Source organism: Janthinobacterium sp. SUN118 (assembly GCF_030397695.1).
In the GTDB taxonomy this organism is placed as follows: domain Bacteria; phylum Pseudomonadota; class Gammaproteobacteria; order Burkholderiales; family Burkholderiaceae_D; genus Janthinobacterium.
This window is the reverse complement of sequence record NZ_JAPUBV010000002.1, coordinates 701,953-727,130: the sequence shown is the minus strand read 5'-3', so window position 1 is coordinate 727,130 and position 25,178 is coordinate 701,953. Positions and strand designations below refer to the sequence as shown.

At 64.7% G+C, this 25,178-nt stretch carries 22 protein-coding genes; 15 read left to right on the top strand and 7 right to left on the bottom strand.

From position 1 onward, the window contains the following. Positions 1–50: 50 nt before the first annotated feature. Positions 51–692, bottom strand: coding sequence for a LysE family transporter (locus tag O0880_RS18940; protein ID WP_071325984.1), 642 nt, complete (start codon positions 690–692; stop codon positions 51–53). A 192-nt stretch (positions 693–884) separates the two neighbouring features. Between O0880_RS18940 and O0880_RS18935 the strand changes: the two genes are divergently transcribed. The 3 genes from O0880_RS18935 (at position 885) to O0880_RS18925 (ending at position 4,508) form a co-directional block, all read left to right on the top strand. After that, positions 885–1,832: a DUF808 domain-containing protein gene (locus tag O0880_RS18935; RefSeq protein ID WP_289888066.1), complete on the top strand. Its 948-nt coding sequence runs from the start codon at positions 885–887 to the stop codon at positions 1,830–1,832. Between the two features lie 85 nt (positions 1,833–1,917). Further along, complete coding sequence (gene yiaA, locus O0880_RS18930) at positions 1,918–2,349, top strand: inner membrane protein YiaA (protein ID WP_071325982.1); 432 nt, start codon at positions 1,918–1,920, stop codon at positions 2,347–2,349. 50 nt (positions 2,350–2,399) lie between these two features. Beyond that, positions 2,400–4,508: an EAL domain-containing protein gene (locus O0880_RS18925; protein ID WP_289888064.1), complete on the top strand. Its 2,109-nt coding sequence runs from the start codon at positions 2,400–2,402 to the stop codon at positions 4,506–4,508. Between the two features lie 12 nt (positions 4,509–4,520). Here O0880_RS18925 and O0880_RS18920 read toward each other — a convergent pair whose 3' ends face one another. Then, the gene (locus tag O0880_RS18920; RefSeq protein ID WP_289888063.1) at positions 4,521–5,738 is read right to left on the bottom strand and encodes a hypothetical protein; all 1,218 of its coding nucleotides are present in this window, start codon (positions 5,736–5,738) and stop codon (positions 4,521–4,523) included. Positions 5,739–5,994: 256 nt separating this feature from the next. Here O0880_RS18920 and O0880_RS18915 point away from each other — a divergent pair, with 256 nt between their 5' ends. The 11 genes from O0880_RS18915 (at position 5,995) to O0880_RS18865 (ending at position 17,892) form a co-directional block, all read left to right on the top strand. Further along, positions 5,995–7,665: a PAS domain-containing methyl-accepting chemotaxis protein gene (locus O0880_RS18915; protein WP_289888061.1), complete on the top strand. Its 1,671-nt coding sequence runs from the start codon at positions 5,995–5,997 to the stop codon at positions 7,663–7,665. A gap of 24 nt (positions 7,666–7,689) precedes the next feature. Beyond that, entirely contained in the window at positions 7,690–9,138 is a 1,449-nt protein-coding gene (gene hemN, locus O0880_RS18910) for an oxygen-independent coproporphyrinogen III oxidase (protein ID WP_289888060.1), read from the top strand. A 10-nt stretch (positions 9,139–9,148) separates the two neighbouring features. Beyond that, the gene (locus O0880_RS18905) at positions 9,149–9,919 is read left to right on the top strand and encodes a sulfite exporter TauE/SafE family protein (RefSeq protein WP_289888059.1); all 771 of its coding nucleotides are present in this window, start codon (positions 9,149–9,151) and stop codon (positions 9,917–9,919) included. A 10-nt stretch (positions 9,920–9,929) separates the two neighbouring features. After that, positions 9,930–12,356 carry a heavy metal translocating P-type ATPase gene (locus tag O0880_RS18900; protein ID WP_289888057.1) on the top strand — a complete coding sequence of 809 codons (2,427 nt, stop codon included), beginning with the start codon at positions 9,930–9,932 and terminating at the stop codon, positions 12,354–12,356. 3 nt (positions 12,357–12,359) lie between these two features. Beyond that, positions 12,360–12,539: a cbb3-type cytochrome oxidase assembly protein CcoS gene (ccoS, locus tag O0880_RS18895; RefSeq protein WP_289888055.1), complete on the top strand. Its 180-nt coding sequence runs from the start codon at positions 12,360–12,362 to the stop codon at positions 12,537–12,539. Between the two features lie 214 nt (positions 12,540–12,753). Next, positions 12,754–14,181 (top strand): cytochrome-c oxidase, cbb3-type subunit I, encoded by a 1,428-nt coding sequence (gene ccoN / locus O0880_RS18890; protein ID WP_071325974.1) that lies wholly within the window; start codon positions 12,754–12,756, stop codon positions 14,179–14,181. A 15-nt stretch (positions 14,182–14,196) separates the two neighbouring features. Then, on the top strand, positions 14,197–14,811 hold the full coding sequence (gene ccoO, locus O0880_RS18885) for a cytochrome-c oxidase, cbb3-type subunit II (RefSeq protein ID WP_071325973.1): 615 nt from the start codon (positions 14,197–14,199) through the stop codon (positions 14,809–14,811). A 1-nt stretch (position 14,812) separates the two neighbouring features. Continuing rightward, positions 14,813–15,013: a cbb3-type cytochrome c oxidase subunit 3 gene (locus O0880_RS18880; RefSeq protein ID WP_289888054.1), complete on the top strand. Its 201-nt coding sequence runs from the start codon at positions 14,813–14,815 to the stop codon at positions 15,011–15,013. Further along, entirely contained in the window at positions 15,006–15,926 is a 921-nt protein-coding gene (ccoP, locus tag O0880_RS18875) for a cytochrome-c oxidase, cbb3-type subunit III (protein WP_289888052.1), read from the top strand. The genes O0880_RS18880 and ccoP overlap by 8 nt, the downstream gene beginning before the upstream one ends. 3 nt (positions 15,927–15,929) lie before the next feature. Beyond that, positions 15,930–17,312: a cytochrome c oxidase accessory protein CcoG gene (ccoG, locus tag O0880_RS18870; RefSeq protein ID WP_083412060.1), complete on the top strand. Its 1,383-nt coding sequence runs from the start codon at positions 15,930–15,932 to the stop codon at positions 17,310–17,312. A 55-nt stretch (positions 17,313–17,367) separates the two neighbouring features. Beyond that, a complete protein-coding gene (locus O0880_RS18865; protein WP_071325970.1) occupies positions 17,368–17,892 on the top strand; it encodes a FixH family protein in 525 nt (174 codons plus the stop codon). A 124-nt stretch (positions 17,893–18,016) separates the two neighbouring features. Here O0880_RS18865 and fnr read toward each other — a convergent pair whose 3' ends face one another. Continuing rightward, positions 18,017–18,775, bottom strand: coding sequence for a fumarate/nitrate reduction transcriptional regulator Fnr (gene fnr, locus O0880_RS18860; protein WP_071325969.1), 759 nt, complete (start codon positions 18,773–18,775; stop codon positions 18,017–18,019). A gap of 250 nt (positions 18,776–19,025) precedes the next feature. Between fnr and O0880_RS18855 the strand changes: the two genes are divergently transcribed. Then, on the top strand, positions 19,026–22,100 hold the full coding sequence (locus tag O0880_RS18855; RefSeq protein WP_071325968.1) for a response regulator: 3,075 nt from the start codon (positions 19,026–19,028) through the stop codon (positions 22,098–22,100). A gap of 95 nt (positions 22,101–22,195) precedes the next feature. Here O0880_RS18855 and O0880_RS18850 read toward each other — a convergent pair whose 3' ends face one another. Genes O0880_RS18850 through modA form a run of 4 tightly spaced genes read right to left on the bottom strand, consistent with a single transcriptional unit; the run spans position 22,196 to position 25,151 of the window. Beyond that, complete coding sequence (locus tag O0880_RS18850; RefSeq protein ID WP_289888154.1) at positions 22,196–22,963, bottom strand: TOBE domain-containing protein; 768 nt, start codon at positions 22,961–22,963, stop codon at positions 22,196–22,198. A 40-nt stretch (positions 22,964–23,003) separates the two neighbouring features. Continuing rightward, on the bottom strand, positions 23,004–23,699 hold the full coding sequence (locus O0880_RS18845; RefSeq protein ID WP_071326779.1) for an ATP-binding cassette domain-containing protein: 696 nt from the start codon (positions 23,697–23,699) through the stop codon (positions 23,004–23,006). A 5-nt stretch (positions 23,700–23,704) separates the two neighbouring features. Beyond that, the gene (gene modB / locus O0880_RS18840) at positions 23,705–24,376 is read right to left on the bottom strand and encodes a molybdate ABC transporter permease subunit (RefSeq protein ID WP_289888050.1); all 672 of its coding nucleotides are present in this window, start codon (positions 24,374–24,376) and stop codon (positions 23,705–23,707) included. A gap of 16 nt (positions 24,377–24,392) precedes the next feature. Continuing rightward, on the bottom strand, positions 24,393–25,151 hold the full coding sequence (gene modA / locus O0880_RS18835; RefSeq protein WP_289888049.1) for a molybdate ABC transporter substrate-binding protein: 759 nt from the start codon (positions 25,149–25,151) through the stop codon (positions 24,393–24,395). Positions 25,152–25,178: the final 27 nt, after the last annotated feature.

The following is a 25,178-nucleotide window of genomic DNA, read 5'->3' as shown; positions in this document are numbered from 1 at the left end:
TTCGGCCGGCATCGCAAGCGGGCTTACAAATGTTTGCATGTTGACCTGGCTCAGGAAGCCGCGTGCGCGCCCCGCTTGACGAAGAACAAGGCCGTGCCGACGGCCATCAGCAGGCCGCCAAAGAAGCGGTTCTGCTTTTTCACGGCACGGGCGTCGCGGAAGAAGCGCTGCATGGATGACGCCAGCAAGGCGTAGCCATGCATGACGAGCAAGTCGATCGTGCACATGGTGACGGCCAGGATCAGCAGCTGCGGCAACACGGGCGCCGTGGCGCTAATGAATTGCGGCAACACCGCCACCATGAAGATGATGCCCTTCGGATTCGTCACGTTCGTCAAGAAGCCCGTCAGCACGCGCCGATGCAGCGACGGCAGCGCGCTGGCCGCATGCAGGTCGCCGGCCACGGCCACCTTGGCGCGCCACTGCGACAGGCCCAGGTAGATCAGGTACAGCGCGCCCACCGTCTTGACGATATTGAAGGCCACTTCCGAGGCCAGCAGCAGGGAACCGACGCCGGCGCCCGCGATGAACAGCACCACCAGCAGCCCCAGCTGCAAGCCGAGGATGGTGGCGCTGGCCTTTTTCACCCCGTACGACAGGCCGTGCGACATCGACAGCACGGCGCCCGAGCCGGGCGAGACGGCGATGATGGTGGCGGCGAAGACAAAGGCGATCCAGGTGGCAAAATGCATGCGGCGTCCAGAAAATGGTGAATAAAAGCAATTTTACCCCGCCCCGTGCGGCGCTGCCGGCCATGCCTGGGGTAAGATCGCAGTCATGCCTTAGCAACGTCATCCCTTGCCGTACAACCAAGAATAACATCATGAAAAACAACACTTTCCTAGCCCAACCATTCCCCGCCGCCGCCATGGGAGCGCGCTGAGATGGCCGGCTCCAGTCTGCTGGCCCTGCTCGACGACATCGCCAGCATCCTCGATGACGTTTCCCTGATGACCAAGGTGGCCGCCAAGAAGACGGCCGGCGTGCTGGGCGACGACCTGGCCCTGAACGCGCAGCAGGTGGCCGGCGTGCGCGCCGAGCGCGAGTTGCCCGTGGTGTGGGCCGTCGCCGTCGGTTCCATGAAGAACAAGGCCATCCTCGTGCCGGCCGCGCTGGCCATCAGCGCGTTTGCGCCGTGGGCCATCACGCCGCTGCTGATGGTGGGCGGCGCCTACCTGTGCTTCGAAGGCTTCGAAAAGATCGCGCATCAATACCTGCACCCGGACGACAGCCACAAGGCCGAGCTGGCGCAGGCGCTGCGCGACCCGCAAGTGGACCTCGTGGCGCTGGAAAAGGACAAGATCAAGGGCGCCATCCGCACCGATTTCATTTTATCGGCGGAAATCATCGTCATCGCCCTGGGCACGGTGGCCGCGGCCACCTTCGCCGAGCAGGTGGCCGTCGTCGTCGGCATCGCCATCATCATGACGGTGGGCGTGTATGGCCTGGTGGCCGGCATCGTCAAGCTCGACGACGCGGGCTTTTACCTGGCCGCGCGCAAGGGCGCGGGCGCGCTGATGGATGGCGTGCGCGGCTTTGGCCGCATGCTGGTGTCGGCGGCGCCGAAACTGATGAAGTTTCTCTCCGTGGTGGGCACCCTGGCCATGTTCATGGTCGGCGGCGGGATTTTGACGCACGGCTGGCCGTGGGCCAGCGCCATGCTGCACCACGCGGAGGCGGCCGTGGGCGGCGTGGCCGGCATCGGTCCCGTGCTGGCGGCCGTCACGCCGAGCCTGATCAACGCGGTGGCCGGCGTCATCGCCGGCGGCCTGGTGCTGGCCGGCGTCACGGCCGTCTCGGCTTTGTTGCGCCTGGTCAAACCGGGCAAGTAAGCTTTCTGTTCTCATGGAGCGGCAGGCGCATCCGTGCCTGCCGCTGCGGCCATGCCGGCGGCGCCAGCCCGTCCATGGAGATCCTATGCTGCCATCCCCCGTCCAACGCCCGAGCAGCGCCTTTATCGGCGCTTCCTGGGCCGCCCTGCTGATCGGCGCCATCACCTACCTGTCGGGCCTGTGGAACGCCACCATGGCGCTCAACGAGAAGGGCTATTATTTCACCCTCCTCCTGTACGGCCTGTTCGCCGCCATCTCGCTGCAAAAATCCGTGCGCGACCGCGCCGAGGGCATCGCCGTCACCGGCATCTACTTCGGCCTGTGCTGGATTTCCGTGCTGCTGGCCTTGCTGCTGCTGACGGCCGGCCTGTGGAATGCCACCCTGCACAACAGCGAAAAGGGCTTCTATGCGATGGCCTTCCTGTTGAGCCTGTTTGCCGCCGTGGCCGTGCAAAAGAACGTGCGTGACGTGGCGCGCGCCACGGCGGCCACGCCGGCCGAGGCGACGGGAACCTAATGCGTGCCGGCGAGTCTACGCTATGAGCATATCCATGTCGGGAAAGGGCGATGAGCGACCAGCAAAAACGATTGCAAATGGCACTGGAAGCGGCGCACATGGCGATCTGGGATTCGCGCATCGTCGCGGGCCGGGTCATCGACGGCTCGGTGAGCTGGTCGGCCAGGGGGGCGGCCCTGCTGGGCCTGGAGGAGCGCGCCCTCACGCATTCCTTCCACGCCTTTCTCGACTGCGTGCATGCCGCCGACCGCGACAAGGTGGTGGCCGTGCTGCAGGAGGGCGTGCGCCGGCGCGACGGCTATGCGCTGCAATACCGCGTCGTCTGGCCCGACGGCAGCGAACACTGGCTGGCGGCGAAGGCGCAAGTGTTCATGGATGCGGCAGGCCGGCCCGAGCGCACGCTGGGCATCATCTGGGATGTCACCGAACACCGGGCGCGCGAACTCATGATTGCCGAGCGCAAGGAACTGGCCGAAGTGACGCTCAGTTCCATCGGCGACGGCGTGATGACCACCGACCCGCAGGGCAAGACGCGCTACCTGAACCGCGTGGCCGAACAGTTGACGGGCTGGAGCCACCCGATGGCCGAGGGCCTCGACATTGCGCAAACGCTGAACCTGGTCGATGAACACACGGGCCAGGCGCCCGAGCACGTGGCCATCAAGTGTTTGCGCCTGCGCCAGGCCATCGGCATGTCCACGCACACGCAGCTGATCACGCGCGAAGGGCGGCGCATCGCCGTCGAGGAATCGGCCGCGCCGATCTGGTCGCGCGACGGCGACATCCTCGGCGCCGTCGTCGTGTTTCGCGACGTCAGCCACGAGCGCAAGCTGAGCCAGCAGCTGTCGTGGCAAGCCACGCACGACACCCTGACGGGCCTGATCAACCGGCGCGAGTTCGAACACCTGGTGGCCGGCGCCCTGCGCACGGCCAAGCAGGATGGCCACGTGCATGCGCTGCTGTACCTGGACCTCGACCAGTTCAAGGTCATCAACGATACCTGCGGCCACGGCGCCGGCGACGTGTTGCTGCAGCTGCTCGCGAAAATGCTGCAGGGACAGATGCGCGACAGCGACATCCTGGCGCGCCTCGGTGGCGACGAACTGGGCGTGCTGCTGCCGCACTGTCCGCTCGAGCATGCGCGCCTGATCGGCGAGCAGCTGCGCCAGTCCATCCGCGAATTCCGTTTCGCCTGGGACGAACGCAGCTTCGAGCTGGGCGTGAGCATCGGCATCGTCGAAATCAACCAGGACAGCAAATCCATGAGCGAGCTGCTGAGCGCGGCCGACCAGGCGTGCTACCTGGCCAAGGAGCAGGGCCGCAACCGCATCCACGTGTACCAGGAATCGGATGTCATGCTGGCGCAGCGGCATGGCGAAATGCTGTGGATTTCGCGCCTGAACGAAGCGTTCACGCACGATTATTTCCGCCTGTACGCCATGCCCATCGTGCACCTGCGCGACAGCGCGGAACACCACGACGAAGTGCTGATCCGCATCCGCAACAGCAAGGGCGACCTGATCTTGCCCGGCGCCTTCATTCCCGCCGCCGAACGCTACGACATGATGCTGTCCATCGACCGCTGGGTGATCCGCGCCGTCTGCCATCATATCCAGAGCGTGCGCGACAGCCTGCCGCCGCTCGCCGCACTGGTGGAAAGCCGCCGCCGCGCGCCGGCCCTGTACTCGATCAACCTGTCGGGCATGTCGCTGGCCGACACGGGCTTGCAGGACTACATCACCGAGCAGTTCGTGCAATACGCGATCGCGCCCGAACAGATCTGCTTTGAAATCACGGAAACGGCCGTCATCGCCAACCTGCCCAAGGCGCAGGCCTTCATGCACAAGCTCAAGGCCCTCGGCTGCCGCTTCTCGCTCGACGACTTCGGCAGCGGCTTTTCCTCGTTCGGCTACCTGAAAGCCTTGCCCGTCGATTACCTGAAGATCGACGGCGTCTTCGTGCGCGACATCGCCAGCAACGCCATCAACCGCGCCATGGTCAAGGCCATCAATGAAGTGGGCCACGTGATGGGCCTGCAAACGGTGGCCGAGTACGTGGAAGACGCGGCGACGCTGGCCATCATCCGCGACCTGGGCATTGACTATGCGCAAGGCTACGCCGTGGGCAAGCTGCGCCCGCTGACGGCCGGCGCGGACTAGGCGCTGGCGCCCTTAGCTGTCCCAGGCCGGCGCCGCCGCCAGGTGCTGCGGGTCGGGAAAATCGCGCACGCGATAGCGTACCGGGTAGCAATCGACTTCCTGCATCAGCTCGCCGCCGATAGCCAGCGCCTCGTGCCACGCCAGCATCTTCGTGACGCTGTCGCCGCCAGCCGCGTCGGGCACCACCATGGCAACGATATCGGTGCGCGGCAGCAAGGTGTCGACGCCGCGCGTCCACGTCGCCAGCGACACCACGCCTTCGCTCTCCTTCGGCTGGAACAGCATGCAGGTAGCCACGAACACCTCCTCGCCGAGGCTGTCGTTGAGTTCATCCCATTCCTGCTTCTGCTCGCCATAGTGATGGGCCCGTATCATCGTTTGCAGGCGCGCCAGGGCCGCAGCAACGGCCCCGTCCGTGGGCTGGCAGGCGACGATTCTTCCTTGCCGTACGCCATACATGGCGGGCGACACGTGCCGGCCCTCGTCCTGCATCAGCTGGTCGGCCAGGGCGACCATCGCCAATTGCCCCGCCACATTGTGCGACGAGGCCAGCAGGAAACGCCCGCGCGTGGGGATCATCACCAGCGGCTCGCCGCCGGCACAGGCGCGGTACAGCAGGTCGGGCAGCAGCAGGCGCGAGGAATCGTAGGCATCGTGCCATTCGCCCATCATCAGCCCGTCCCCAAGCGCCACGAAGCTGTGCGGCGTGCGCTCGCGCAAGTTGTCCATGGCCACCGCCAGCGCCTGCTCGAAGGTCACGCCCCATTGCGCCAGGGTGGCCTGGCCGATGGTCGACATCGACGCCTGCGTGTCGTAGGCCAGCAGAATCAGGGCATCGTCGTCGAGGGCTTGCCAGGCATCGGCCACGGCCGGGCGCGGCGATTGGCGCAAGGCCAGCAGGCGCAGATAGTCGCCCTGGCTGCGGCTGCGGATCACGGGCATCAGGCTGTCCCGCGCCTCGGCAAAGGTCGCCGGCAAGCCCGGCACGTCGATGCCGGCCAGGTAGTTTTGCAGCACGTGCGGCCGCTGCTTGCGCGGCGCGGCGCAGTAATCGCGGTAGGCGTTGTCCAGGTTGAAAATCTGCTGGGCATCGCCGTCGAAGATGATGCGAAATTGCGCCGCCTCGTAATGGCATGCCCGCGCCGGCCCGCGCTGGCCGATCTGGCGCAGGACGAGGTCCGCAAAGCCGTCAGGCGTGGGACGGGCGCGGAAGAAATCGAAAAAACCCATGCTGCTCCAGTGATGACCGTACGAAAAAGATGATACCTGGCAAAAGAAATAGCCAAATTGATACTGTAAACGAAAACCTGCCATGGGGAAACCGATACACGCAGTGGAGCCACGGCAAATTAGCCGAACCAATCTGGGGGATTTTGATCTACATCAATAAATTTGCGTAGGCGACTCCTTACACTGATCTCCGTTCTTGCAATCGTGCAAGTCTTACCCACCAATTACTTATTCAACTGATCAGGAAGCCGCGACCATGCGCCAAAATTTGCCAGTGACTAACCGTGAAGTCCTCGTCTTGGACGATCAGGCCATCGTGTCGAAAACGGATATGAACGGCAATATCGTGTATGTGAATCCCTACTTCAGCCAGGTCAGCGGCTTCAGCGAGGCAGAGCTGCTCGGCTCGCCACAAAACATCGTGCGCCACCCGGACATGCCGGCCGAGGCGTTTGCCGACCTGTGGGCCTCGATCCAGGCCGGCACGCCGTGGACGGGCCTGGTCAAGAACCGCTGCAAGAACGGCGACTTTTACTGGGTGCGCGCCAACGTCACGCCCATCCGCGAAGCGGGCAAGACCATCGGCTACATGTCCGTGCGCGTGAAGGCGGACAAGGACCAGGTGAAGGCGGCCGAGGAAGCGTACGCGGCCATCCGCAACCAGGAAGACGGCAAGATCGTCATCAAGCACGGGCAGATCGTGCGCCCCGGCCTGGCGCACCTGCTGCACAGCCTGACGCACATGTCGCTGAACCTGCGCATCTGGGCCGCCACCTCCATCGTCAACTGCCTGCAACTGCTGGTGTGCATCATCAGCCTGTTCGCCAGCGGCGGCGAGATCACCAACTACGCCATTTTCGGCGCCACCCTGTTCGGCTTCCTGATCAACGTCTTCCTCTGGTACACCTTGCGCATGTCCGTGCTCAAACCGCTGGGCAAGGCCCTGAACGGCGCGCGCGCGATCGCCGCCGGCGACCTGTCGGGCAGTTTTGAAACGGACAGCACGGATGAAGTGGGGCAATTGCTGCGCGCGCTGCAGCAGATGAACAGCAACCTGATCGCCACCATCCGCGACGTGCGCATCAACGTGGAAACCATGGCCGTGGCCACCAAGCAAATCGCCGTCGGCAATATGGACTTGTCGGGCCGCACGGAATCGCAGGCGGCCAGCCTGGAAGAAACGGCCTCGAGCATCGAGGAATTCTCGTCGACCGTGAAACAGAATGCGGACAATTCCGTGCAGGCCAACGAGCTGGCCGTGGCCGCCTCGAAAGTGGCCGTGCAGGGCGGCGAAATCGTCGCCGAGGTGATCACCACCATGGACGACATCAACACCTCGTCAAAGAAAATCGTCGACATCATCGGCTTGATCGAAGGCATCGCCTTCCAGACCAACATCCTGGCCTTGAACGCGGCCGTGGAAGCGGCCCGCGCCGGCGAACAGGGCAAGGGCTTTGCCGTCGTCGCGGGCGAGGTGCGCAACCTGGCGCAGCGCTCCTCGCTGGCGGCCAAGGACATCAAGCAGCTGATTGAAATTTCCGTCGGCAAGGTGGGCGCCGGCATGCTGCAGGTCAACCGCGCCGGCGCCACCATGGAGCAAGTGGTCAGCTCGGTGCAGCAGGTGACGGCCATCATGCAGGAAATCTCCATCGCCTCGCGCGAGCAGAGCATCGGCGTCGACCAGGTCAACCAGGCCATCGCCCACATGGACCAGGTGACGCAGCAAAACGCGGCCCTCGTGGAAGAAGCGGCCGCGGCCGCCACGCGCCTGGCGGAAGAAGCGGCCAGCCTGTCGCAAGCCGTGAGCCTGTTCAATTTCGGCAAGATGCCGCCGCCGCGCCGTGTCGCCATGCCTGGCGGCAAATCGGGCGCCGCAAGCGCTACGCAAGCCGGCAAGCCCAGCGGCCTGAAACGCCTGGCCGCCTAAACCTTTCAAGACTTAAAACATATCATGCCTACACTACTCAGCAGTGCTTCCGCCGAACTGGATGCGGTCGTCGAATTCGACCCGGTCATCATCGGCAAGATGAGCCAGTCCGGCCCCCGCTACACGTCCTACCCGACCGCCGACCGTTTCAACGGGGAATTTGGCTACGGTAATTTCCTTGAAGCCCTGGCCGCGCTGCGCATGCGCGGCGGCCGCCGTCCGCTGTCGCTGTACGTGCACGTGCCGTTCTGCGACACCCTGTGCTACTACTGCGCCTGCAACAAGATCATCACGAAAGACCGCAGCAAAGCCGCCACCTACCTCAGCTATCTGAAGCAGGAAATCGCCATGCAGGGCAAGCTGTTTGCCGGCATGAACCAGATCGAACAGCTGCACTTCGGCGGCGGCACGCCGACGTACCTGAGCGAAAAGCAGATGGACGAACTGATGGCCCATTTGCGCCAGCATTTCGACTTCGCCTCCGATGAAGATGGCGAGTATTCGATCGAGATCGACCCGCGCAGCGTGTCGCGCGAACGCGTGTTTTCGCTACGCGCACAGGGTTTCAACCGCATCAGCCTGGGCGTGCAGGATTTCGACGCCGACGTGCAAAAAGCCGTCAACCGCATCCAGCCGGAGGTGGAAACGGTGGCCATCATGCAGGCCGCGCGCGACGCCGGTTTCCGCTCGATCAGCATCGACCTGATCTACGGCTTGCCGAAGCAAAACCTGGAAACGATGACGGAAACCCTGCGCAAGGTGATTTCCGCCAGTCCCGACCGCATCGCCCTGTACCACTACGCGCACATGCCGCACCTGTTCAAGCCGCAGCGCCGCATCCTCGACGCCGACATGCCCGACAGCGCCACCAAGCTGGCCATGCTGGGCCTGTGCATCGCGCGCCTGACGGCGGCCGGCTATGTCTACATCGGCATGGACCATTTCGCCAAGCCGACGGACGACCTGGCCGTGGCGCAGCGCCAGGGCCGTTTGCACCGCAACTTCCAGGGTTACTCGACGCGCGCGGAAGCGGACCTGATCGCCTGCGGCGTGTCGGCCATCAGTTCCGTGGGCGCCGTCTACAGCCAGAATGAAAAGACGCTGGACGCGTACTACGAAAGACTCGACGAAGGCGTGCTGCCGATCGCGCGCGGCATCAAGCTCGATACGGACGATTTATTGCGCCGTATCATCATCCAGATGCTGATGTGCAATTTCGAACTGTCGATCGCCACCATCGAACAGGCCCATCCCGTGACCTTCCGCAGCTATTTCGCCGCCGAGCTGGAAAAACTGCGCGAGCTGGCGCGCGACGGCCTGCTCGTCATCGAGGAAGACTGGCTGACGGTGACGCCGAAAGGGCGCTTGCTGATCCGCAATATCTGCATGGTCTTCGACCGCTACCTGACCCTGGCCCGCGCCAACGCCGCGCCGGACGCCGTGCAGCCGTTGCGCTACTCGAAAACCGTGTAACGCAGCGCCGATGAACGCCCTCAGCCTCGTGCCCATGTTCCTGGTCGGCCTGGCCGGCAGCGTGCACTGCATCGGCATGTGCGGCGGCATCGTCGGCGCGCTGTCGCTCAGCGGCGCTGCACCGGCACAGGCCGCCCGCCCCGTGATCGCCATCGCCGTGGCGCGCCCCGCATGGCAGACAACCTTGCACTCGAACGTGCTGCGCGTGCTCGCGTATAACGGCGGGCGCATCGGCAGCTACATGCTGGCCGGCGCCGTGGCCGGCAGCCTGGCCGGCGCCGGCATGCTGCACCTCGCCGCGCTGCAAGTGGCCGGCTACTGGCTGGCCAACCTGATGCTCGTCGCCCTGGGCCTGTACCTGATGGATGCCTGGCGCGGCCTGGCGCACCTGGAGGCCGCCGGCAACCTGATCTGGCGCCGCGTGCGCCCCTTATTGAAACCCCTGATGCCGATGGATACGCCGTGCAAGGCGCTGGCCGTGGGCGGGCTGTGGGGCTGGGTGCCGTGCGGCATGGTCTACAGCGCCTTGCTGACGGCCATGCTGCAAGGCTCGGCCCTGGGCGGCGCGGCCGCCATGGGCGCCTTCGGCCTCGGCACCCTGCCCATGCTGTTGGGCATGGGCTTGCTGGGCACGCGGCTGCGCGCGCAGCTGCAGCGCCGTCCCGTGCGCATCGCCAGCGGCGTGCTGGTGCTGGGCTTTGGCGTGCTGGGCTTGCTGCGCGCGGCCCATGGCGTATCGCTGGGCTGGCTCGACGCCCTGTGCGTCACGGGCCATCCATGAAGAGAATCGTATGAATGCTGTCCTGAAACCCGCCGCCTGCTTCCATTGCGGCTTGCCCGTGCCCGCCGGTTCCCACTGGTACGTCACCATAGGCGACGAGCCGCGCGCCATGTGCTGCCCCGGCTGCGAAGCGGTGGCGCAGACCATCGTCGACATCGGCCAGAGCGCGTATTACCGCGACCGCGACGAATACGCCGTCAACGCATTTGATGCCACCCTGATGCCGCCCGAACTGCATCTGTACAGCAATGACGACGCGCAATTCGCGCGCGACGCCAGCAGCTGCGAAGCGACGCTGTCCGTCGAAGGCATACGCTGCGCCGCCTGCGTCTGGCTGATCGAGCGCCAGCTGACGCGCCTGCCCGGCGTGCAGGCGGCCAGCCTGAACGTCGCCACGGAACGCCTGTACGTGCGCTGGAGCCGCGCGCAGTGCGAACCGGGCGATATCCTGCAAGCCGTGCGGCAAGTCGGCTATACGGCCTATCCCTACGATGCCGTGCGCCATGACGAGCGCCTGCAGAAAGCCAGCAAGACATTGGGGCGCCAGCTGTTCGTCGCCGGCCTGTCGATGATGCAGGTGATGATGTACGTGGCGCCCGCCTACCTGGCCGAGGATGGCACGCTGGACGACAATATGGCCAGCCTGATGCGCTGGGCCAGCCTGCTGCTGACCTTGCCGGCCATCTGCTATTCGGCCATGCCGTTTTTCCAGGGCGCCTGGGCCAGCCTGCGCGCGCGCACCCTGGGCATGGACGTGCCCGTGGCGCTGGGCATCCTGGCGGCCTTCTGCGGCAGCGTGGTGGCGACGTTTACGGGCCGCGGCGAGGTGTATTACGACTCGGCCACGATGTTCATCTTCCTGCTGCTGTGCAGCCGCTATTTCGAACTGCAGGCGCGCCGCAAGGCCGCCTCGGCCCTCGAGCGCCTGCAGCACGCCTTGCCCGCCTCGGCCTCGCTGATGGCGGGCTTCCCGGACAACCGCGCCACCACCCTGGTGCCGGCCGGCAGCCTGGCCGTCGGTGACGTGATTCTGGTCAAACCGGGCGAGGCGATCGCCGCCGATAGCGTCATCGTCGAGGGCACGAGCGCGCTCGATTTATCGCTGCTGACGGGCGAGAGCGCGGCCCAGCGCAGGAAAACAGGCGAACGGGTGCCGGGCGGCGCCATCAACGCCAGCGCGGCGATCATCTTGCGCGTGCTCAAACCGGCGCGCGAAAGCACCCTGTCCGACCTGTTAAAGCTGATCGAACGGGCCGGCAGCGGCAAGCCGCAGATCGCGCAGTGGGCCGACAAGGTGGCCGCCTGGTTCGTGCTGGGCCTGCTGCTCTTTGCCGGCGCCGTGTTCGCCTTCTGGAGCTGGCACGATGCGTCGCAGGCCTGGCCCGTGGCCATCGCCGTGCTGGTCGTGTCGTGCCCGTGCGCGCTGTCGCTGGCCACGCCGACGGCGCTGGCCGCCGCCACCGACAGCCTGCTGCGGCGCGGCGTGCTGATCGTCCAGCCGCATGTGCTGGAAACCCTGCACCGCGCCACCCACATCGTCTTCGACAAGACGGGCACCCTGACCCTGGGCCGGCCCGTGCTGCAGCAGGTCGAGGGCCTGGGCGGCATGACGGATGACGCCTGCCTGCAGGTGGCGGCCGCGCTGGAAGCGGGCAGCGCCCATCCGCTGGCGCAAGCGATCATGGATGCGGCCAAGGAACAGCCGCGCGCGCATGCGGAAAACTTGCAGGAAGTGCAGGGGCAGGGACTCGAAGGCGTGATCGACGGCGTGCGCTACCGGCTGGGCAATGCAGCCTTTGTCGCCGCCATCGCCGGGCCGCCGCTGGGCGACACGGCCGTCGGCGTGCAGGGCATGACGCCGCTGTACCTGGGCATGCAGGGCCGCTGGCTGACGCGCTTTTTGCTCAGCGATGCGCTGCGCCCGGAAGCGCGCGAAGTCGTCGCGTATTTCCACCGGCGCGGCAAGCAGGTCGTGCTGCTCAGCGGCGACCAGGAAGCGCTGACGCAAAGCGTGGCGGCGGAACTGGGCATCGGCACGGCCTGCGGCGAGTGCCTGCCCGATGAAAAGCTCGATTTCGTGCAGCAGCTGCAGGCGACGGGCGCCGTGGTGGCGATGGTCGGCGACGGCATCAACGACGCCGCCGTGCTGAGCGCGGCCGACGTCTCCTTCGCCATGGGCTCGGGCGCCGCGCTGGCGCAGGCGCATGCCGACACGGTGCTGCTGTCGAGCCAGCTGCGCTCCGTGCTCGACACGGCCAAAACGGCCGCGCGCAGCATGCGCATCATCCGCGAAAACCTGGGCTGGGCCACCCTGTACAACGTGACGGCCATCCCTGCCGCCGCGCTGGGCTTCTTGAACCCGTGGCTGTCCGGCGTCGGCATGGCCGCCAGCTCGGCCGTCGTCATCGCCAACGCCTTGCGCCTGCGGAAAGCCTGAACCATGGAAGCGCTCTACCTCCTCATCCCCCTCAGCATCGTCGTCGTCTTCATCGCCCTGTGGGTCTTCTTCACGGCCTCGGACGGCGGCCAGTTCGACGACCTGGTGGGACCGGGCTTGCGCGTGCTGCAGGACGACGACGCGACCGAGACGACGGCATCCGACGAAGCGCCGCGCGCCTGATTGCGACTGCCTGGCGGCGCTGCTTTCAGCCCCTCATCCAGCCCGTGTTGCAGGGATCTTGCATGGCTTTTTTTAGCTGAATCGCGTTTTATTTTGATGTCAGTTAACTACGCCTATTTCATCTGGGGAATTTTGATCCACATCAAAGTTTTTTAGCGGTCAAACACTTACTCTCTGGCCACCATCATAAATAGTAATTCCAGGGAGAGTCTTTGTGGATCAATCGCTGAACTATAACTACAAGATCGTGAAGCAATTCGCGGTCGCTACTGTGGTATGGGGCATCATCGGCATGCTGGTTGGCGTTATCATCGCCGCGCAGCTGGCATGGCCTGCCCTGAACCTCGACATACCATGGCTGACGTATGGACGCTTGCGTCCGCTGCACACGAATGCCGTGATTTTCGCCTTCGGCATCTGCGGCCTGTTCGCCACCTCGTACTACGTCGTGCAACGCACGTGCCAGGTGCGCCTGTTTTCCGACAAGCTGGCCGCCTTCACGTTCTGGGGCTGGCAAGCCGTGATCCTGGCCGCCGTCGTCACCCTGCCGATGGGCCTGACCCGCGGCAAGGAATACGCCGAACTCGAGTGGCCTATCGCCCTGCTCATCGCCGTCGTCTGGATCGCGTATGCGATCGTGTTCTTCGGCACCTTGATCAAGCGCAAGGTCAAGCATATCTACGTGGCCAACTGGTTCTTCGGCGCCTACATCCTGGCCGTGACGATTTTGCACGTGGTCAATGGCGCCGTCATGCCGGCATCGGCCGGCAAGTCGTACTCCGCCTACAGCGGCGTGCAGGACGCCATGATCCAGTGGTGGTACGGCCATAACGCCGTGGGCTTCATCCTCACGGCCGGCTACCTGGGCATGGTCTACTACTTCATCCCGAAACAGGCCGAGCGCCCCGTGTACTCGTACCGCTTGTCCATCGTCCACTTCTGGGCGCTGATCTTCACCTACATGTGGGCCGGCCCGCATCACCTGCACTACACGGCCTTGCCTGACTGGACGCAATCGATCGGCATGGTCTTCTCGCTGGTGCTGCTGGCGCCAAGCTGGGGCGGCATGATCAACGGCATCATGACCCTGTCGGGCGCCTGGCACAAGCTGCGCACCGACCCGATCCTGAAGTTCATGATCGTCTCGCTGTCGTTCTACGGCATCGCCACCTTCGAAGGTCCGATGATGTCGATCAAGACCATCAATTCGCTGTCGCACTACACGGACTGGACCGTTGCCCACGTGCATGCGGGCGCCCTGGGCTGGGTCGGCTTCATCACCATGGGTTCCATCTACTACCTGCTGCCGCGCCTGGCGGGCCGCACGCAGATGCACAGCACGCGCCTGGTCGACGTGCACTTCTGGGTGGCCACCATCGGCATCGTGCTGTACATCGCCGCGATGTGGATCGCCGGCGTGATGCAGGGCCTGATGTGGCGCGCGGTCAATCCGGACGGCACCCTGACCTACACCTTTGTCGAGAGCGTGAAAGCCACGTATCCGTACTACGTGGTGCGCGTGGCCGGCGGCCTGCTGTACCTGTCGGGCATGTGCATCATGGGCTACAACACCTGGATGACCTTGCGCGGCAGCAAACTCCCCGTCGCCCGCATTCCGGAACTGAACGCGGCGCACGCCTGATAGGAGCAAAAGCAAATGAAATTTTCACACGCATGGATTGAAAGAAACCCCTGGCTGCTGATCGCCCTGGTCACGGTGGTGATCAGCATCGGCGGCGCCGTCGAAATCGTTCCCCTGTTCTTCCAGAAGAGCACGACGGAGCCCATCGCCGGCCTGAAGCCGTACTCGCCGCTGCGCCTGGCGGGGCGCGACATTTACGTGCGCGAAGGCTGCTACAACTGCCACTCGCAGATGGTGCGCCCGCTGCGCGCGGAAACGGAACGCTATGGCCACTATTCGGTCGCCGGCGAGTTCGTCTACGACCGTCCGTTCCAGTGGGGTTCGAAGCGCACGGGGCCCGACCTGGCCCGCGTGGGCGCGCGCTACAGCGACGAATGGCACCGCACGCACTTGAACAACCCGCGCGACGTGGTGCCCGAGTCGAACATGCCGTCCTACCCCTGGCTGGCGAAGACCAAGCTGGTGCCGGACGAGATCATGCCGAAGATGCGCGCGCTGCGCCGCCTGGGCGATCCGTACAGCGACGCGGAAATCGCCGCCGCGCCGGCCCAGCTGCAGGACAAGACGGAAGAAGACGCCCTGGTCGCCTATCTGCAAGGCCTCGGTACATTAATCAAAACAAGGAATTAGCATGGCAATCGAAAACCTGTTTGACAGCGCCAGCAGCGTCATGACGGTGGTTTCCTTTACGACGTTCGTGGGCATCCTGTGGTGGACGTTCAGCCGCAGCAATAGCGACTTCGACGCGGCGGCACGTTTGCCGTTCGCCGACGAGGCGCTCGACCATCCGGCCCCGGCCGCGCAAGCACAGGAGGAGCGCAACCATGGCTGACTTTACGAATGGCTTCTGGAACATCTACATCATCGTGCTGTCCCTGCTGGGCATCATCGGCTGCGGCGTGCTGCTGTACTCGCAGTCGAAAGTGAAAGTGGCCGCCGGCGCCCCCGCCGACGGCACCACGGGCCACGTCTGGGACGAGGACTTGAAGGAACTCAACACGCCGATGCCGCGCTGGTGGATGTGGCTGTTCTACATCACCATCGTCTTCGCGCTGGCCTACCTGTTCCTGTATCCGGGCCTGGGCAACTATGCCGGCAGCCTGGGCTGGAAATCGACGGGCCAGTACGAGGAAGAGCTGAAAAAGGCGGAAGCCGATTACGGTCCCCTGTTCAACAAGTACCTGAGCCAGGACTTGAAGACGGTGGCCGCCGATCCGCAGGCGCAAGCCATCGGCCAGCGCCTGTTCCTTACCTACTGCGCGCAATGCCACGGCTCGGATGCGCGCGGCAACAAGGGCTTCCCCAACCTGACCGACAAGGACTGGCTGTATGGCGGCGAACCTGACGTCATCAAGACCACCATCATGCACGGCCGCAGCGGCCAGATGCCGCCGATGGGCGCCGCCCTCGGTTCCGAGAAGGATGTCGAGAACGTGGCCCATTACGTGCTGAGCCTGTCCGGTTCCACGTCGGATCCCGTCAAGTCCGTGCTGGGCAAGGCCAAGTTCGGCGCCTGCATGGCCTGTCACGGCGCCGATGCGAAGGGCAACCAGATGCTGGGCGCGCCCAACCTGACGGACAAGATCTGGCTGTACGGCGGCAGCGCCGATACCATCATGGAAACCGTGCGCAAGGGCCGCAGCAACACCATGCCGGCCTTCAGCGACTTCCTCGGCGAATCGAAGGTGCACGTGCTGTCGGCGTATGTCTGGAGCCTGTCGAATCCGCAGGCGCCCGCGAAGTAAACAATGGAACCTCAAGTCATCAAGATGTATGCGGCCCGCGAGCAAATCTACCCTCGCGAGGCCAAAGGACGCTACGCTACCTGGCGATGGGTATGCGTTTGGCTTACCCAGCTCGCGTTCTACGGCTTGCCGTGGCTGACGTGGAATGGCAGGCAAGCCCTGCTGTTCGACCTGACCACGCGCAAGTTCTACATTTTCGGCGTCGTGCTGTGGCCCCAGGATTTCATCTACCTGGCGGCCCTGCTGATCATCTGTGCGTATCTGCTGTTCCTCGTCACGGCCATCGCCGGACGGGTGTGGTGCGGGTTTTCGTGCCCGCAAACGGTGTACACGGAAATCTTCCTGTGGGTCGAACGCAAGATCGAGGGCACGCGCAGCGCGCGCATGGCCCTCGACAAGCAGGGCCCGTCGCTGCGCAAGACGGCCAAGAAGACGGCCAAGCACCTGGTGTGGGGCGCCATCGCCCTGTGGACGGGCTTTACCTTCGTCGGCTACTTCACGCCGATCAAGGAACTCGCCCATTCCGTGCAAACGCTGAACTTCGGCCCGTGGGAATGGTTCTGGGTGCTGTTCTACAGCCTGGCCACCTACGGCAACGCGGGCTGGCTGCGCGAGCAGGTGTGCAAATACATGTGTCCCTACGCGCGCTTCCAGAGCGCCATGTTCGACCAGGACACCCTGATCATCACCTATGACGCCAAGCGGGGCGAACCGCGCGGTGCGCTGAGCAAGAAGGCCGGCAACAACGACAAGCTGGGCGACTGCATCGACTGTACCCTGTGCGTGCAGGTGTGTCCGACCGGCATCGATATCCGCAACGGCCTGCAGTATGAATGCATCGGCTGCGCCGCCTGCGTCGATGCCTGCAACAGCGTGATGGACAAGGTCGACCGGCCACGCGGACTGGTACGCTACAGTACCGACCATGCGATGGAAAACAACTTCGACTCGAAGCAGATCCGCCAGCGCGCCATGCGCCCGCGCGTGCTGATCTACACCTCCATCCTGGCCCTGATCATCATCGCCGTGTGTACCTCGCTGGCCCTGCGCACGCCGCTGAAGATGGACGTCATCCGCGACCGCGGCTCGATGGGGCGCGAAGTGGAAGATGGCATGATCGAGAACGTCTACCGCCTGCAGATCATGAACACTTCGGAGCAAAGCCAGAGCTTCAGGATCAGCGTTGCCGGCTTGCCGGGCCTGACCTTGCTGACGCGCGATGAAGTGACCTTGCAGGCAACGGAAACGCTGGGCTGGCCGATCCGCCTGCGCGTGCCGCACGGCGTGGGAGAGAAGGGCTCGAACAAGATCACGATCGAGCTGCAGTCGCTGGACGACCCGTCGCTGCACGTGCGCGAAAGCGCCGTGTTCATCGTGCCACGTTAAACAGGAAAGGCGGCAGGAATCCCCGTGTTCTTGCCGCCGTCACAAGGAGAAAACAATGTCCGACAGTCTGAAACTGCAAGCCCCCGCCGCGCCCTGGTACAAGCACCGCTGGCCATGGCTGCTGATGATCGGTCCCGGGCTGTCCGTCGTCGTCGGCAGCTTCATGGGCTATATCGCGTTTACGCAACCTGACGCGCTGGTGGTGGGCGACTATTACAAGCAGGGCAAGGCCATCAACCAGGACTTGCGGCGCGATACGGCCGCCAGCAACCTGGCCATGTCGACCAGCCTGGCGTACGACGTGGCGCAAGCACGCCTGACGGGCTCCGTGCACAGCTTCGGCAAGGCGTACCAGGCGCCGCTGCAGCTGCACCTGGCGCACGCGACCTTGCCGGAAAAGGATATCAAGCTGCTGGTGCAGCCCGACGCCATGGGCAACTTCTCGGTGGCGCTGCCGATGCTCGAGCGCAGCCGCTGGCAGGTGCTGGTGGAAAACAATACGCGCGAGTGGCGCCTGTCGGGCATCTGGACCTGGCCCGCGCAGCGCAGCATCGCGCTGCATGCGGACGAGGAACTATAAGGCCAGCGCCGGGGAAAACCGTGGCGGGCGCCAGTGATGGACGGCCGGGAAGCGCAGCTGTGCCGGTGTACAGCGCGCAACGCAAGCCGCAAAGCGCGACGCGCAGCAGGTTTTGACGGTGCCGTTATTTGCAGGTGTCGGTGCCGGCCGTAATGGCTTTTAATTTTGCCGGCTGCAGGATCTCGATCTCGCGGTTCGACACGCGCAGCCAGCCTTCCTTCTTGAACTTCGACAGCAAGCGGCTGACGCTCTCGATGGTCAGGCCCAGGTAGTTGCCGATTTCCTCGCGCGACATGCGCAGCTGGAAGTTGCTGCCCGAATAGCCGCGCGCCTCGTAGCGCGACGCCAGGTTGACGATGAAGGCGGCAAAACGCTGCGTCGCCTGCATATTGCCCAGCAACAGCATCACGCTTTGCTCGCGCGTGATTTCCTGGCTCATCATGCGGTGGAAATGGCGCAGCAGGGTGGGCATATTGCCCAGCAATTGTTCCAGGCTGGAAAACGGGATTTCACACACTTCGCTGTCTTCCAGCGCCACGGCATTGCAGTGGTGGCGGTCGGCGCTGATGGCGTCCATGCCCAGCAGTTCGCCAGCCATCTGGAAGCCCGTCACCTGCTCTTCGCCGCCCGGATTGATCTGGTAAGTCTTGAAGTGGCCCAGGCGGATCGCGTACAGGTTCTGGAACGAGTCGCCGATGCGGAACAGCGAGGCGCCGCGCGCGACCTTGCGGCGACGGCCGATAATCTGGTCCAGCCTGTCCATGTCGCCCACGTCGAGGCCCATCGGCAGGCACAATTGATGCATGCTGCACGTCGAGCAGCGCGCACGCAACGCTTCCACGTTCACGGCGGGCAAGGCTGGAGAGAGTAGCGCTTCTGTCATGTCATTACCTTTTTGAAAATGCAACAACAAGTTTACTGCATAGCGCGCTTGCCTGTGCCATTTTCCCCGTCATTCACGCTAATTTCGCTGAATAAACGACGTCCTGCATTTAATTTTATGGCAACATCGTCAATTGCTGCTTTGACGGCGGGAATTTACGCGGCCGGCGCTTGCCAAGTTGCTGTATTGATAGGAAAATTCCTGACAGCATTATCTGCCGCCTGTCCCTTCGGGGACTGAAAAGGAAATCATGAAGCCTCTCGGCATTAAAGCAAAAGTCGCGCTGGCCACCAGCCTGACCTCGATCGCCATGATCGCCCTGGTCACCATGATCCAGGTCAAGCACATGCGCGACGATTTCACGCAAGTACTGCTGGTCCAGCAAACGGCCCTGATCGAGCGCACGGCCGAAGAGCTCGACGACAAGCTGGCGATGCTGCTCGACATCATCACCCAGACGGCGCGCCACCAGCCGCCCGCCCTCATGGCCGACGCCGGCGCATTGCGCGAGTACTATACGCAGCGCGCCATGCTGGCCCTGTTCGACGACGTGCTGGTGCTCGACACGCAGGGCAAGGTGGTGGCCAACGTGCCCGAGGTGCCGGGACGCAACGGCACCGACGTGACGGACCGCGATTACTTCCATACCGTCATGCGCACGAAACAGGCGATGATCACGCAACCGATGCTGGGCAAGACCAGCCACTTGCCCATCGTGCAGATGGTCGCGCCCGTGCTGGACAAGAACGGCGCCGTGGCCGGCATCGTGATCGGCGTGCTGCGCCTGTACAAGGACAATATGCTGGGCCACCTGCGCACGGCCAAGGTGGGCAAGAGCGGCTATTACTTCATCCTCACGCGCGAAGCCGTGCCGCGCTACGTGCTGTACCCCGATACCAGCCGCCTGCTGCAGCCGCGCGCGCCGAACGCCAACCAGACCACCACGCAGCTGCTGAAGGAAGACGGCGAAGGCAGCATGGTCAGCACCAACAGCCGCGGCATCACGGCCGTCAACAGCTTCAAGCGATTGAAATCCGTAAACTGGCTGCTGGCCGCCTCGCTGCCCGTGGCCGACGCGTTCGAGCCGTTCAACGGCGTACTGTCGCGGCTGGTACTCTGGAGCATCTGCGCCTCGCTGCTGGCCGCGGCCGTGCTGGGCTGGGTCACCGTGCGCCTGCTGTCGCCGCTGGTGCGCCTGCGCGACACCCTGCTGTCGCTGCGCGCCTCGGGCAACCGCTTCACCCCCGTGCCGGTGCAGCAGCGCGACGAGATCGGCGAGCTGACGGAGGCGTTCAACGGCCTGATGGGCGAGCGCGACCGGCTGCAGCACGAGCTCGAGGCGCGCGCGGCGGAGCTGGAGCAGGAGCGCGACCGGGCCGAGGCGGCCAACCGCGCGAAGAGCGATTTCGTGGCCAACATGAGCCATGAAATCCGCACGCCTCTCAATGCCGTGCTGGGCATGGTGTATTTGCTCGGCAATACCAAGCTCAACACCGAGCAGCGCAAGTACCTGACCATGGTACGCGTGGCGGGCCAGTCGTTATTGGGCATCCTCAACGATGTGCTCGATTTTTCCAAGATCGAGGCGCGCCGCATGGATCTGTCTCCCGTCGAGTTCGACCTCGATGAAGTCATGAATACCCTCGCCACGACGATGACCATGAATGCCGGCGAGAAAGAACTCGAGCTGGCCATCGCCGTCGAACCCGACGTGCCGCGCCGCCTCGTCGGCGACGCCCAGCGGCTGCAGCAAATCCTCGTCAACCTGGCCGGCAATGCCATCAAGTTTACCGAGAGCGGCGAAGTGGTGGTGGCCGTCAGCCTGGCCGAAAGCAGGAACGAGCGGGCCTGGCTGCGCTTCGAAGTGCGCGACACGGGCATCGGCATGACGGCCCAGCAGCAGGCCCAGCTGTTTACGGCCTTCTCGCAGGGCGACCAGAGCATCACGCGGCGCTTCGGCGGCACGGGCCTGGGCCTGGCCATCAGCAAGCACTTGATCCACATGATGGGCGGCGAGATCGCCGTGGCCAGCAGCGAAGGCAAGGGCAGCCGCTTTTGGTTCAGCGTGCCGTTCGACGTGCTGGCCCTGCCCGCCGAGGCGCGCCGCACGCCGTCGCTGGGGCCGCTGCGCCTGCTGGTGGCCGACGACAACCGCACCACGCGCGAGCTGATCGTCAAGCTGATCGAAGCGTGGGGCTGGGCCGCCGACGAAGTGGACTCGGGCTTTGCCGCCATCGAGCTGTACCGCGAACGCCTGGCGCAGCAGCAGCCCTACGACGTGGTGCTGGCCGACTGGCACATGCCCGTCATGGATGGCCTGGCCACGGCCAAGGCCATCCGCCAGGCCGCGTCCGGCCAGCGCCAGCCCATCGTGGTGATGGTCAACGCCTTCGCGCGCAACCACCTGGAAGAAATCTCCAGCGCGGCCGAAGCCGACGTGGTGCTGATGAAGCCGATCACGGGGTCGAGCCTGTTCGACGCCCTGCACCAGGCGCTGATCGCCAAGAACGATGGCGGCGAGCAACGCATGCTGCAGCAGCCGCTGGGCACGGAACTGGCCGGCGTGCATTTCCTGCTGGTGGAAGACAATCATCTGAACCAGGCCGTGGCGCGCGGCATCCTCGAGCACATGGGCGCCACGCTGGACGTGGTGGGCGACGGCTTGCAGGCCGTGGAACGGCTGCGCACGGAGGCGCTGCGCTACGACATCGTGCTGATGGACATGCAGATGCCCATCATGGACGGCTTCAGCGCCACCCACATCATCCGCACGGAACTGCGCCTGCAGCTGCCCGTGATCGCCATGACGGCCGGCGTGCTCGCTTCCGAACGCGAACGCTGCATGACGGCCGGCATCACCGATTTCATCGCCAAGCCCGTGGTGGTGGAAGAGATGATGGACGTCATCCTGCGCCACCTGCCGAAACGCCCGCAGGCGCAGGCCGCCGAAGCGGCGCCGCCCGCCGATGACGAGGTGTTTTCCATGGCGCCGCTGATGCGCGTGATGGGACGCGACGCCAAGGGCCGCGGCGTGCTGCGGCGCATGGTCGAAGACGCGCTGAACAAGGGCATGACGCCCGTGCGCGAGGCGGAAACGGCCTTGCAGGCGGGACGCCACAGCGACGTGGCGCGCATCCTGCACGGCTTGCGCGGCTCCGTCGGGACCCTGGGCACGAAGCGGCTGATACGCGCCGCCTTCGCCACCGAGGAAGCCATCGATGCCGGCCGTTTCGACGCAGTGGCGGCGCTGCTGGCGACGGTGGGAAGCGAGCTGGAACAGGCGCTGGCGGCAGCGCGCGAGTGGCTGGCACGATTGAAAGAGTAGGTCGGATGAGCGCGCAGGCGCGTAGTCCGACATGATCGGCCAACAATATTGTCGGATTACGCGCGGCGTTGCCGCGCTAATCCGGCCTACGCAATTTATGCCGGCACACCCAAAATCACGCTGGAGGCCTTGAAGATCGCCGTCACGCTGCTGCCGATCTCGATGCCCAGGTCCGTGCTGCTCTGATTCGTGATGATGGCGGCGATGGTGCCGCCGCGCGGCAGGTCCAGCACCACTTCCGTGTTGACGGCGCCCGTCTGCACGCGCGTGACGGTGCCGGCCAGCTGGTTGCGCGCGGAAAAGCGCGCGCCCTCGCTGTCGGCCACGAGGATGATCGACGAAGCCTTGATCAGCGCGAACGCTTCCACGCCGGCGGCCAGGCCCAGGCTTTCGCTGCTGTCGCGCGTGACGATGGCGACGATCTGCTGGCCACCCGGCAATTCCAGCGTGACTTCGTCGTTGACGGCGCCCACCTTGATGTCGGCTACCTTGCCGAGGAATTGATTGCGTGCCGTGGTTTTCATGGCCATTCTCCGTATGAGTAAAAGATCGTCGGCGATGCCTTCCGCCTGGCTGCCCAGCTGGCGCAGATAGCGCGCATGCTCACGCTCGATGATACGGAAATTGTCGACCAGCTGGCGCCCCCTTTGCGTCAGCCGCGTGCCGCCGCCACCCTTGCCGCCCGTCAAGCGCTCCACCAGCGGCTCGCCGGCCAGGTTGTTCATGGCGTCGATGGCGTCCCAGGCCGCCTTGTAGCTCATCTTCACAAGCTTGGCCGCCTGCGTGATGGAACCGCACTCGGCGATGGCGCCCAGCAATTCCACGCGTCCGGCGCCGCCCAGATTTTCTCCGCCCACCGTCATCCATACCGAGCCTTGCAGGCCGATTTCCGCTGCCGCCGATTTATCCAATGCGTTCACCCAATGCCTCTTCCATGCTGTCAATTTGTCCGTCGCGCAAGTAAAGCACATGTTCGCCCAGGATGCGCGCATCTTCCGGATCATGCGTGATCAGGATCATGGGCACGTCCAGGCGCTGCTGCCACTGGCTCAACTCGAGGCGCATTTTGACACGCAGGGCCGGATCGAGGGCGGCAAACGGCTCGTCGAGCAGCAGGGCGGCCGGTTCGGCCACGAGCGCCCTTGCCAGCGCCACCCTTTGGCGCTGGCCGCCGGACAACTCGTCGGGGAACTGGTGCGCCAGTTCCTGCAGGTGAAACGCGTCGAGCCAGTGCTCGACCTTGGCCAGTTTTTCGCGCGCGCGCGGATTGAACCAGCCCCGCGCCAGGCCAAAGCCCACGTTCTGGCGCACCGTCAGGTGCGGGAACAGCGCGTAGTCCTGGAACAGATAGGCGACATTGCGCTGCTGCGGCGGCAGGTTGATGCCGGCGGCGGAATCGAACAGGGTGCGCCCGTTCAGCCGGATATGGCCTGCGTCCGGGGTGAAGAGGCCGGCAATGGCTTTCAGGGTCATGCTCTTGCCGGCCCCGGACGGGCCATACATGGCGATGCGCTGGCTGCTGGACGTGCACTGCACGTGCATGTCAAAACGGCGTTTGCCGGAGCGCAAGGTGGCGCGGAGGTCGAGGTCAAGTTGCATGGCGGTCATTTGTGAGCGATGCGTCCCGGTGCCAGGCGGCCGGCGGCCAGCAGCACCACGATGCAAACGACGGAAGTGATCAGCACCAGCATGTTGGCCGCATCGTCCTGGCCCGCCTGCACGGCTTCATACACGGCGACCGACAGGGTCTGCGTCTTGCCGGGAATGCTGCCAGCCACCATCAGGGTGGCGCCGAATTCGCCCAGCGCGCGCACAAAGCCCAGCAGCACGCCGGCCAGGATGCCGCGCCACGCCAGCGGCAGGGTGACGCGGAAGAAAATCGCCAGCTCCGAGATGCCCAGCACGCGGGCCGCCTGCTCGAGCTGGCCGTCGACGGCCTCGAAGGCGGCGCGCGCGGGCTTGAAGACGAGGGGGAAGGCCACCACCGTCGAGGCGATCACGGCGCCTTGCCAGGTGAAGATCAGGTTGATGCCGAAGTTATCCTGCAGCCAGATACCGAGCGGACCGCGCCGGCCCAGCAAGACCAGCAAATAGTAGCCGAGCACGGTGGGTGGCATCACCATCGGCAAGGTCAGCAGCGCATCGAGCAGGTTACGCCCAGGAAAGCGGGCACGCGCCAGCAGATAGCCGGTGCCGATGCCGAGCAACAAATTGAGCGCCGTGGCCCACGCCGCCACCTTCAGCGACAGGGCCAGCGCGGTCCAGGCGATATCCATGCGGGAACTTGGCTAACTATGGTTTCTTGAAGCCGTACTTGGCGAGGATGGCTTGCGCCGGCGCCGTCTGCAGGTAGCTGACGAAACGCTTCGCCTCGGCCTGGTTGGCGCTGTCCTTGATGGTGGCGATCGGGTACAGCACGGGCGCGTCCAGCGGCACTTCCAGCACCACATTCACTTTATCCTTCATGATGGCCGCGTCGGTGGCATAGACGAAACCCGCATCGACTTCGCCGCGCGCCACGTAATCGAGCGACTGGCGCACGTTTTGCGTGCCGATGGCCTTGGTCTGCACGGCGTCCCACAGCTTGGCCTTCTTCAGCGCGCCTTCCGAATAGCGGCCAACGGGCACGCTGGCCGGGTTGGCGATGGCGACGCGGGTCACGCCCTTGTGCGTCAGGTCCGTCAGGCTCTTGATGCCGAGCTTGCTGTCGTGCGGCACGATCAGCACCAGGCTGTTGCCGACGAAATCCTGGCGGTCGGCCGGCAATACGAGGCCCTGCTTTTGCGCCGCATCCATGGTTTCCTGGTCGGCCGAGGCAAACACGTCGACGGGCGCGCCCTTGACGATCTGCTGCAGCAGCACGCCCGAAGCGGCGAAGTTCAGCGAGACTTTGCTGCCCGGATACTGCGCCTCATAGCCCTGCGCCGCATCCTTGAACGCATTCGTCAGGCTGGCGGCAGCCGAGACGACCACTTCGCCGGCCAGGGCGGACGAGGCGACGGTGGCAAGCAGGGCGGTGCCGAAGAATTGGGCGAGAGGGGTGAGGCGCATGGTCGTATCCTTGTAAAGTGAACGGTG

Coding starts and splice junctions, on each gene's coding strand:
- O0880_RS18850 (WP_289888154.1), bottom strand. CDS start 22,963: ATGACGGTGGGCGGAGAAAATCTGGGCGGCGCCGGACGCGTGGAATTG.
- yiaA (WP_071325982.1), top strand. CDS start 1,918: ATGCTGCCATCCCCCGTCCAACGCCCGAGCAGCGCCTTTATCGGCGCT.
- O0880_RS18920 (WP_289888063.1), bottom strand. CDS start 5,738: ATGGGTTTTTTCGATTTCTTCCGCGCCCGTCCCACGCCTGACGGCTTT.
- ccoP (WP_289888052.1), top strand. CDS start 15,006: ATGGCTGACTTTACGAATGGCTTCTGGAACATCTACATCATCGTGCTG.
- fnr (WP_071325969.1), bottom strand. CDS start 18,775: ATGACAGAAGCGCTACTCTCTCCAGCCTTGCCCGCCGTGAACGTGGAA.
- O0880_RS18880 (WP_289888054.1), top strand. CDS start 14,813: ATGGCAATCGAAAACCTGTTTGACAGCGCCAGCAGCGTCATGACGGTG.
- O0880_RS18925 (WP_289888064.1), top strand. CDS start 2,400: ATGAGCGACCAGCAAAAACGATTGCAAATGGCACTGGAAGCGGCGCAC.
- O0880_RS18865 (WP_071325970.1), top strand. CDS start 17,368: ATGTCCGACAGTCTGAAACTGCAAGCCCCCGCCGCGCCCTGGTACAAG.
- ccoG (WP_083412060.1), top strand. CDS start 15,930: ATGGAACCTCAAGTCATCAAGATGTATGCGGCCCGCGAGCAAATCTAC.
- modB (WP_289888050.1), bottom strand. CDS start 24,376: ATGGATATCGCCTGGACCGCGCTGGCCCTGTCGCTGAAGGTGGCGGCG.
- O0880_RS18915 (WP_289888061.1), top strand. CDS start 5,995: ATGCGCCAAAATTTGCCAGTGACTAACCGTGAAGTCCTCGTCTTGGAC.
- O0880_RS18935 (WP_289888066.1), top strand. CDS start 885: ATGGCCGGCTCCAGTCTGCTGGCCCTGCTCGACGACATCGCCAGCATC.
- O0880_RS18940 (WP_071325984.1), bottom strand. CDS start 692: ATGCATTTTGCCACCTGGATCGCCTTTGTCTTCGCCGCCACCATCATC.
- ccoS (WP_289888055.1), top strand. CDS start 12,360: ATGGAAGCGCTCTACCTCCTCATCCCCCTCAGCATCGTCGTCGTCTTC.
- O0880_RS18855 (WP_071325968.1), top strand. CDS start 19,026: ATGAAGCCTCTCGGCATTAAAGCAAAAGTCGCGCTGGCCACCAGCCTG.
- hemN (WP_289888060.1), top strand. CDS start 7,690: ATGCCTACACTACTCAGCAGTGCTTCCGCCGAACTGGATGCGGTCGTC.
- O0880_RS18905 (WP_289888059.1), top strand. CDS start 9,149: ATGAACGCCCTCAGCCTCGTGCCCATGTTCCTGGTCGGCCTGGCCGGC.
- O0880_RS18845 (WP_071326779.1), bottom strand. CDS start 23,699: ATGCAACTTGACCTCGACCTCCGCGCCACCTTGCGCTCCGGCAAACGC.
- modA (WP_289888049.1), bottom strand. CDS start 25,151: ATGCGCCTCACCCCTCTCGCCCAATTCTTCGGCACCGCCCTGCTTGCC.
- O0880_RS18900 (WP_289888057.1), top strand. CDS start 9,930: ATGAATGCTGTCCTGAAACCCGCCGCCTGCTTCCATTGCGGCTTGCCC.
- ccoO (WP_071325973.1), top strand. CDS start 14,197: ATGAAATTTTCACACGCATGGATTGAAAGAAACCCCTGGCTGCTGATC.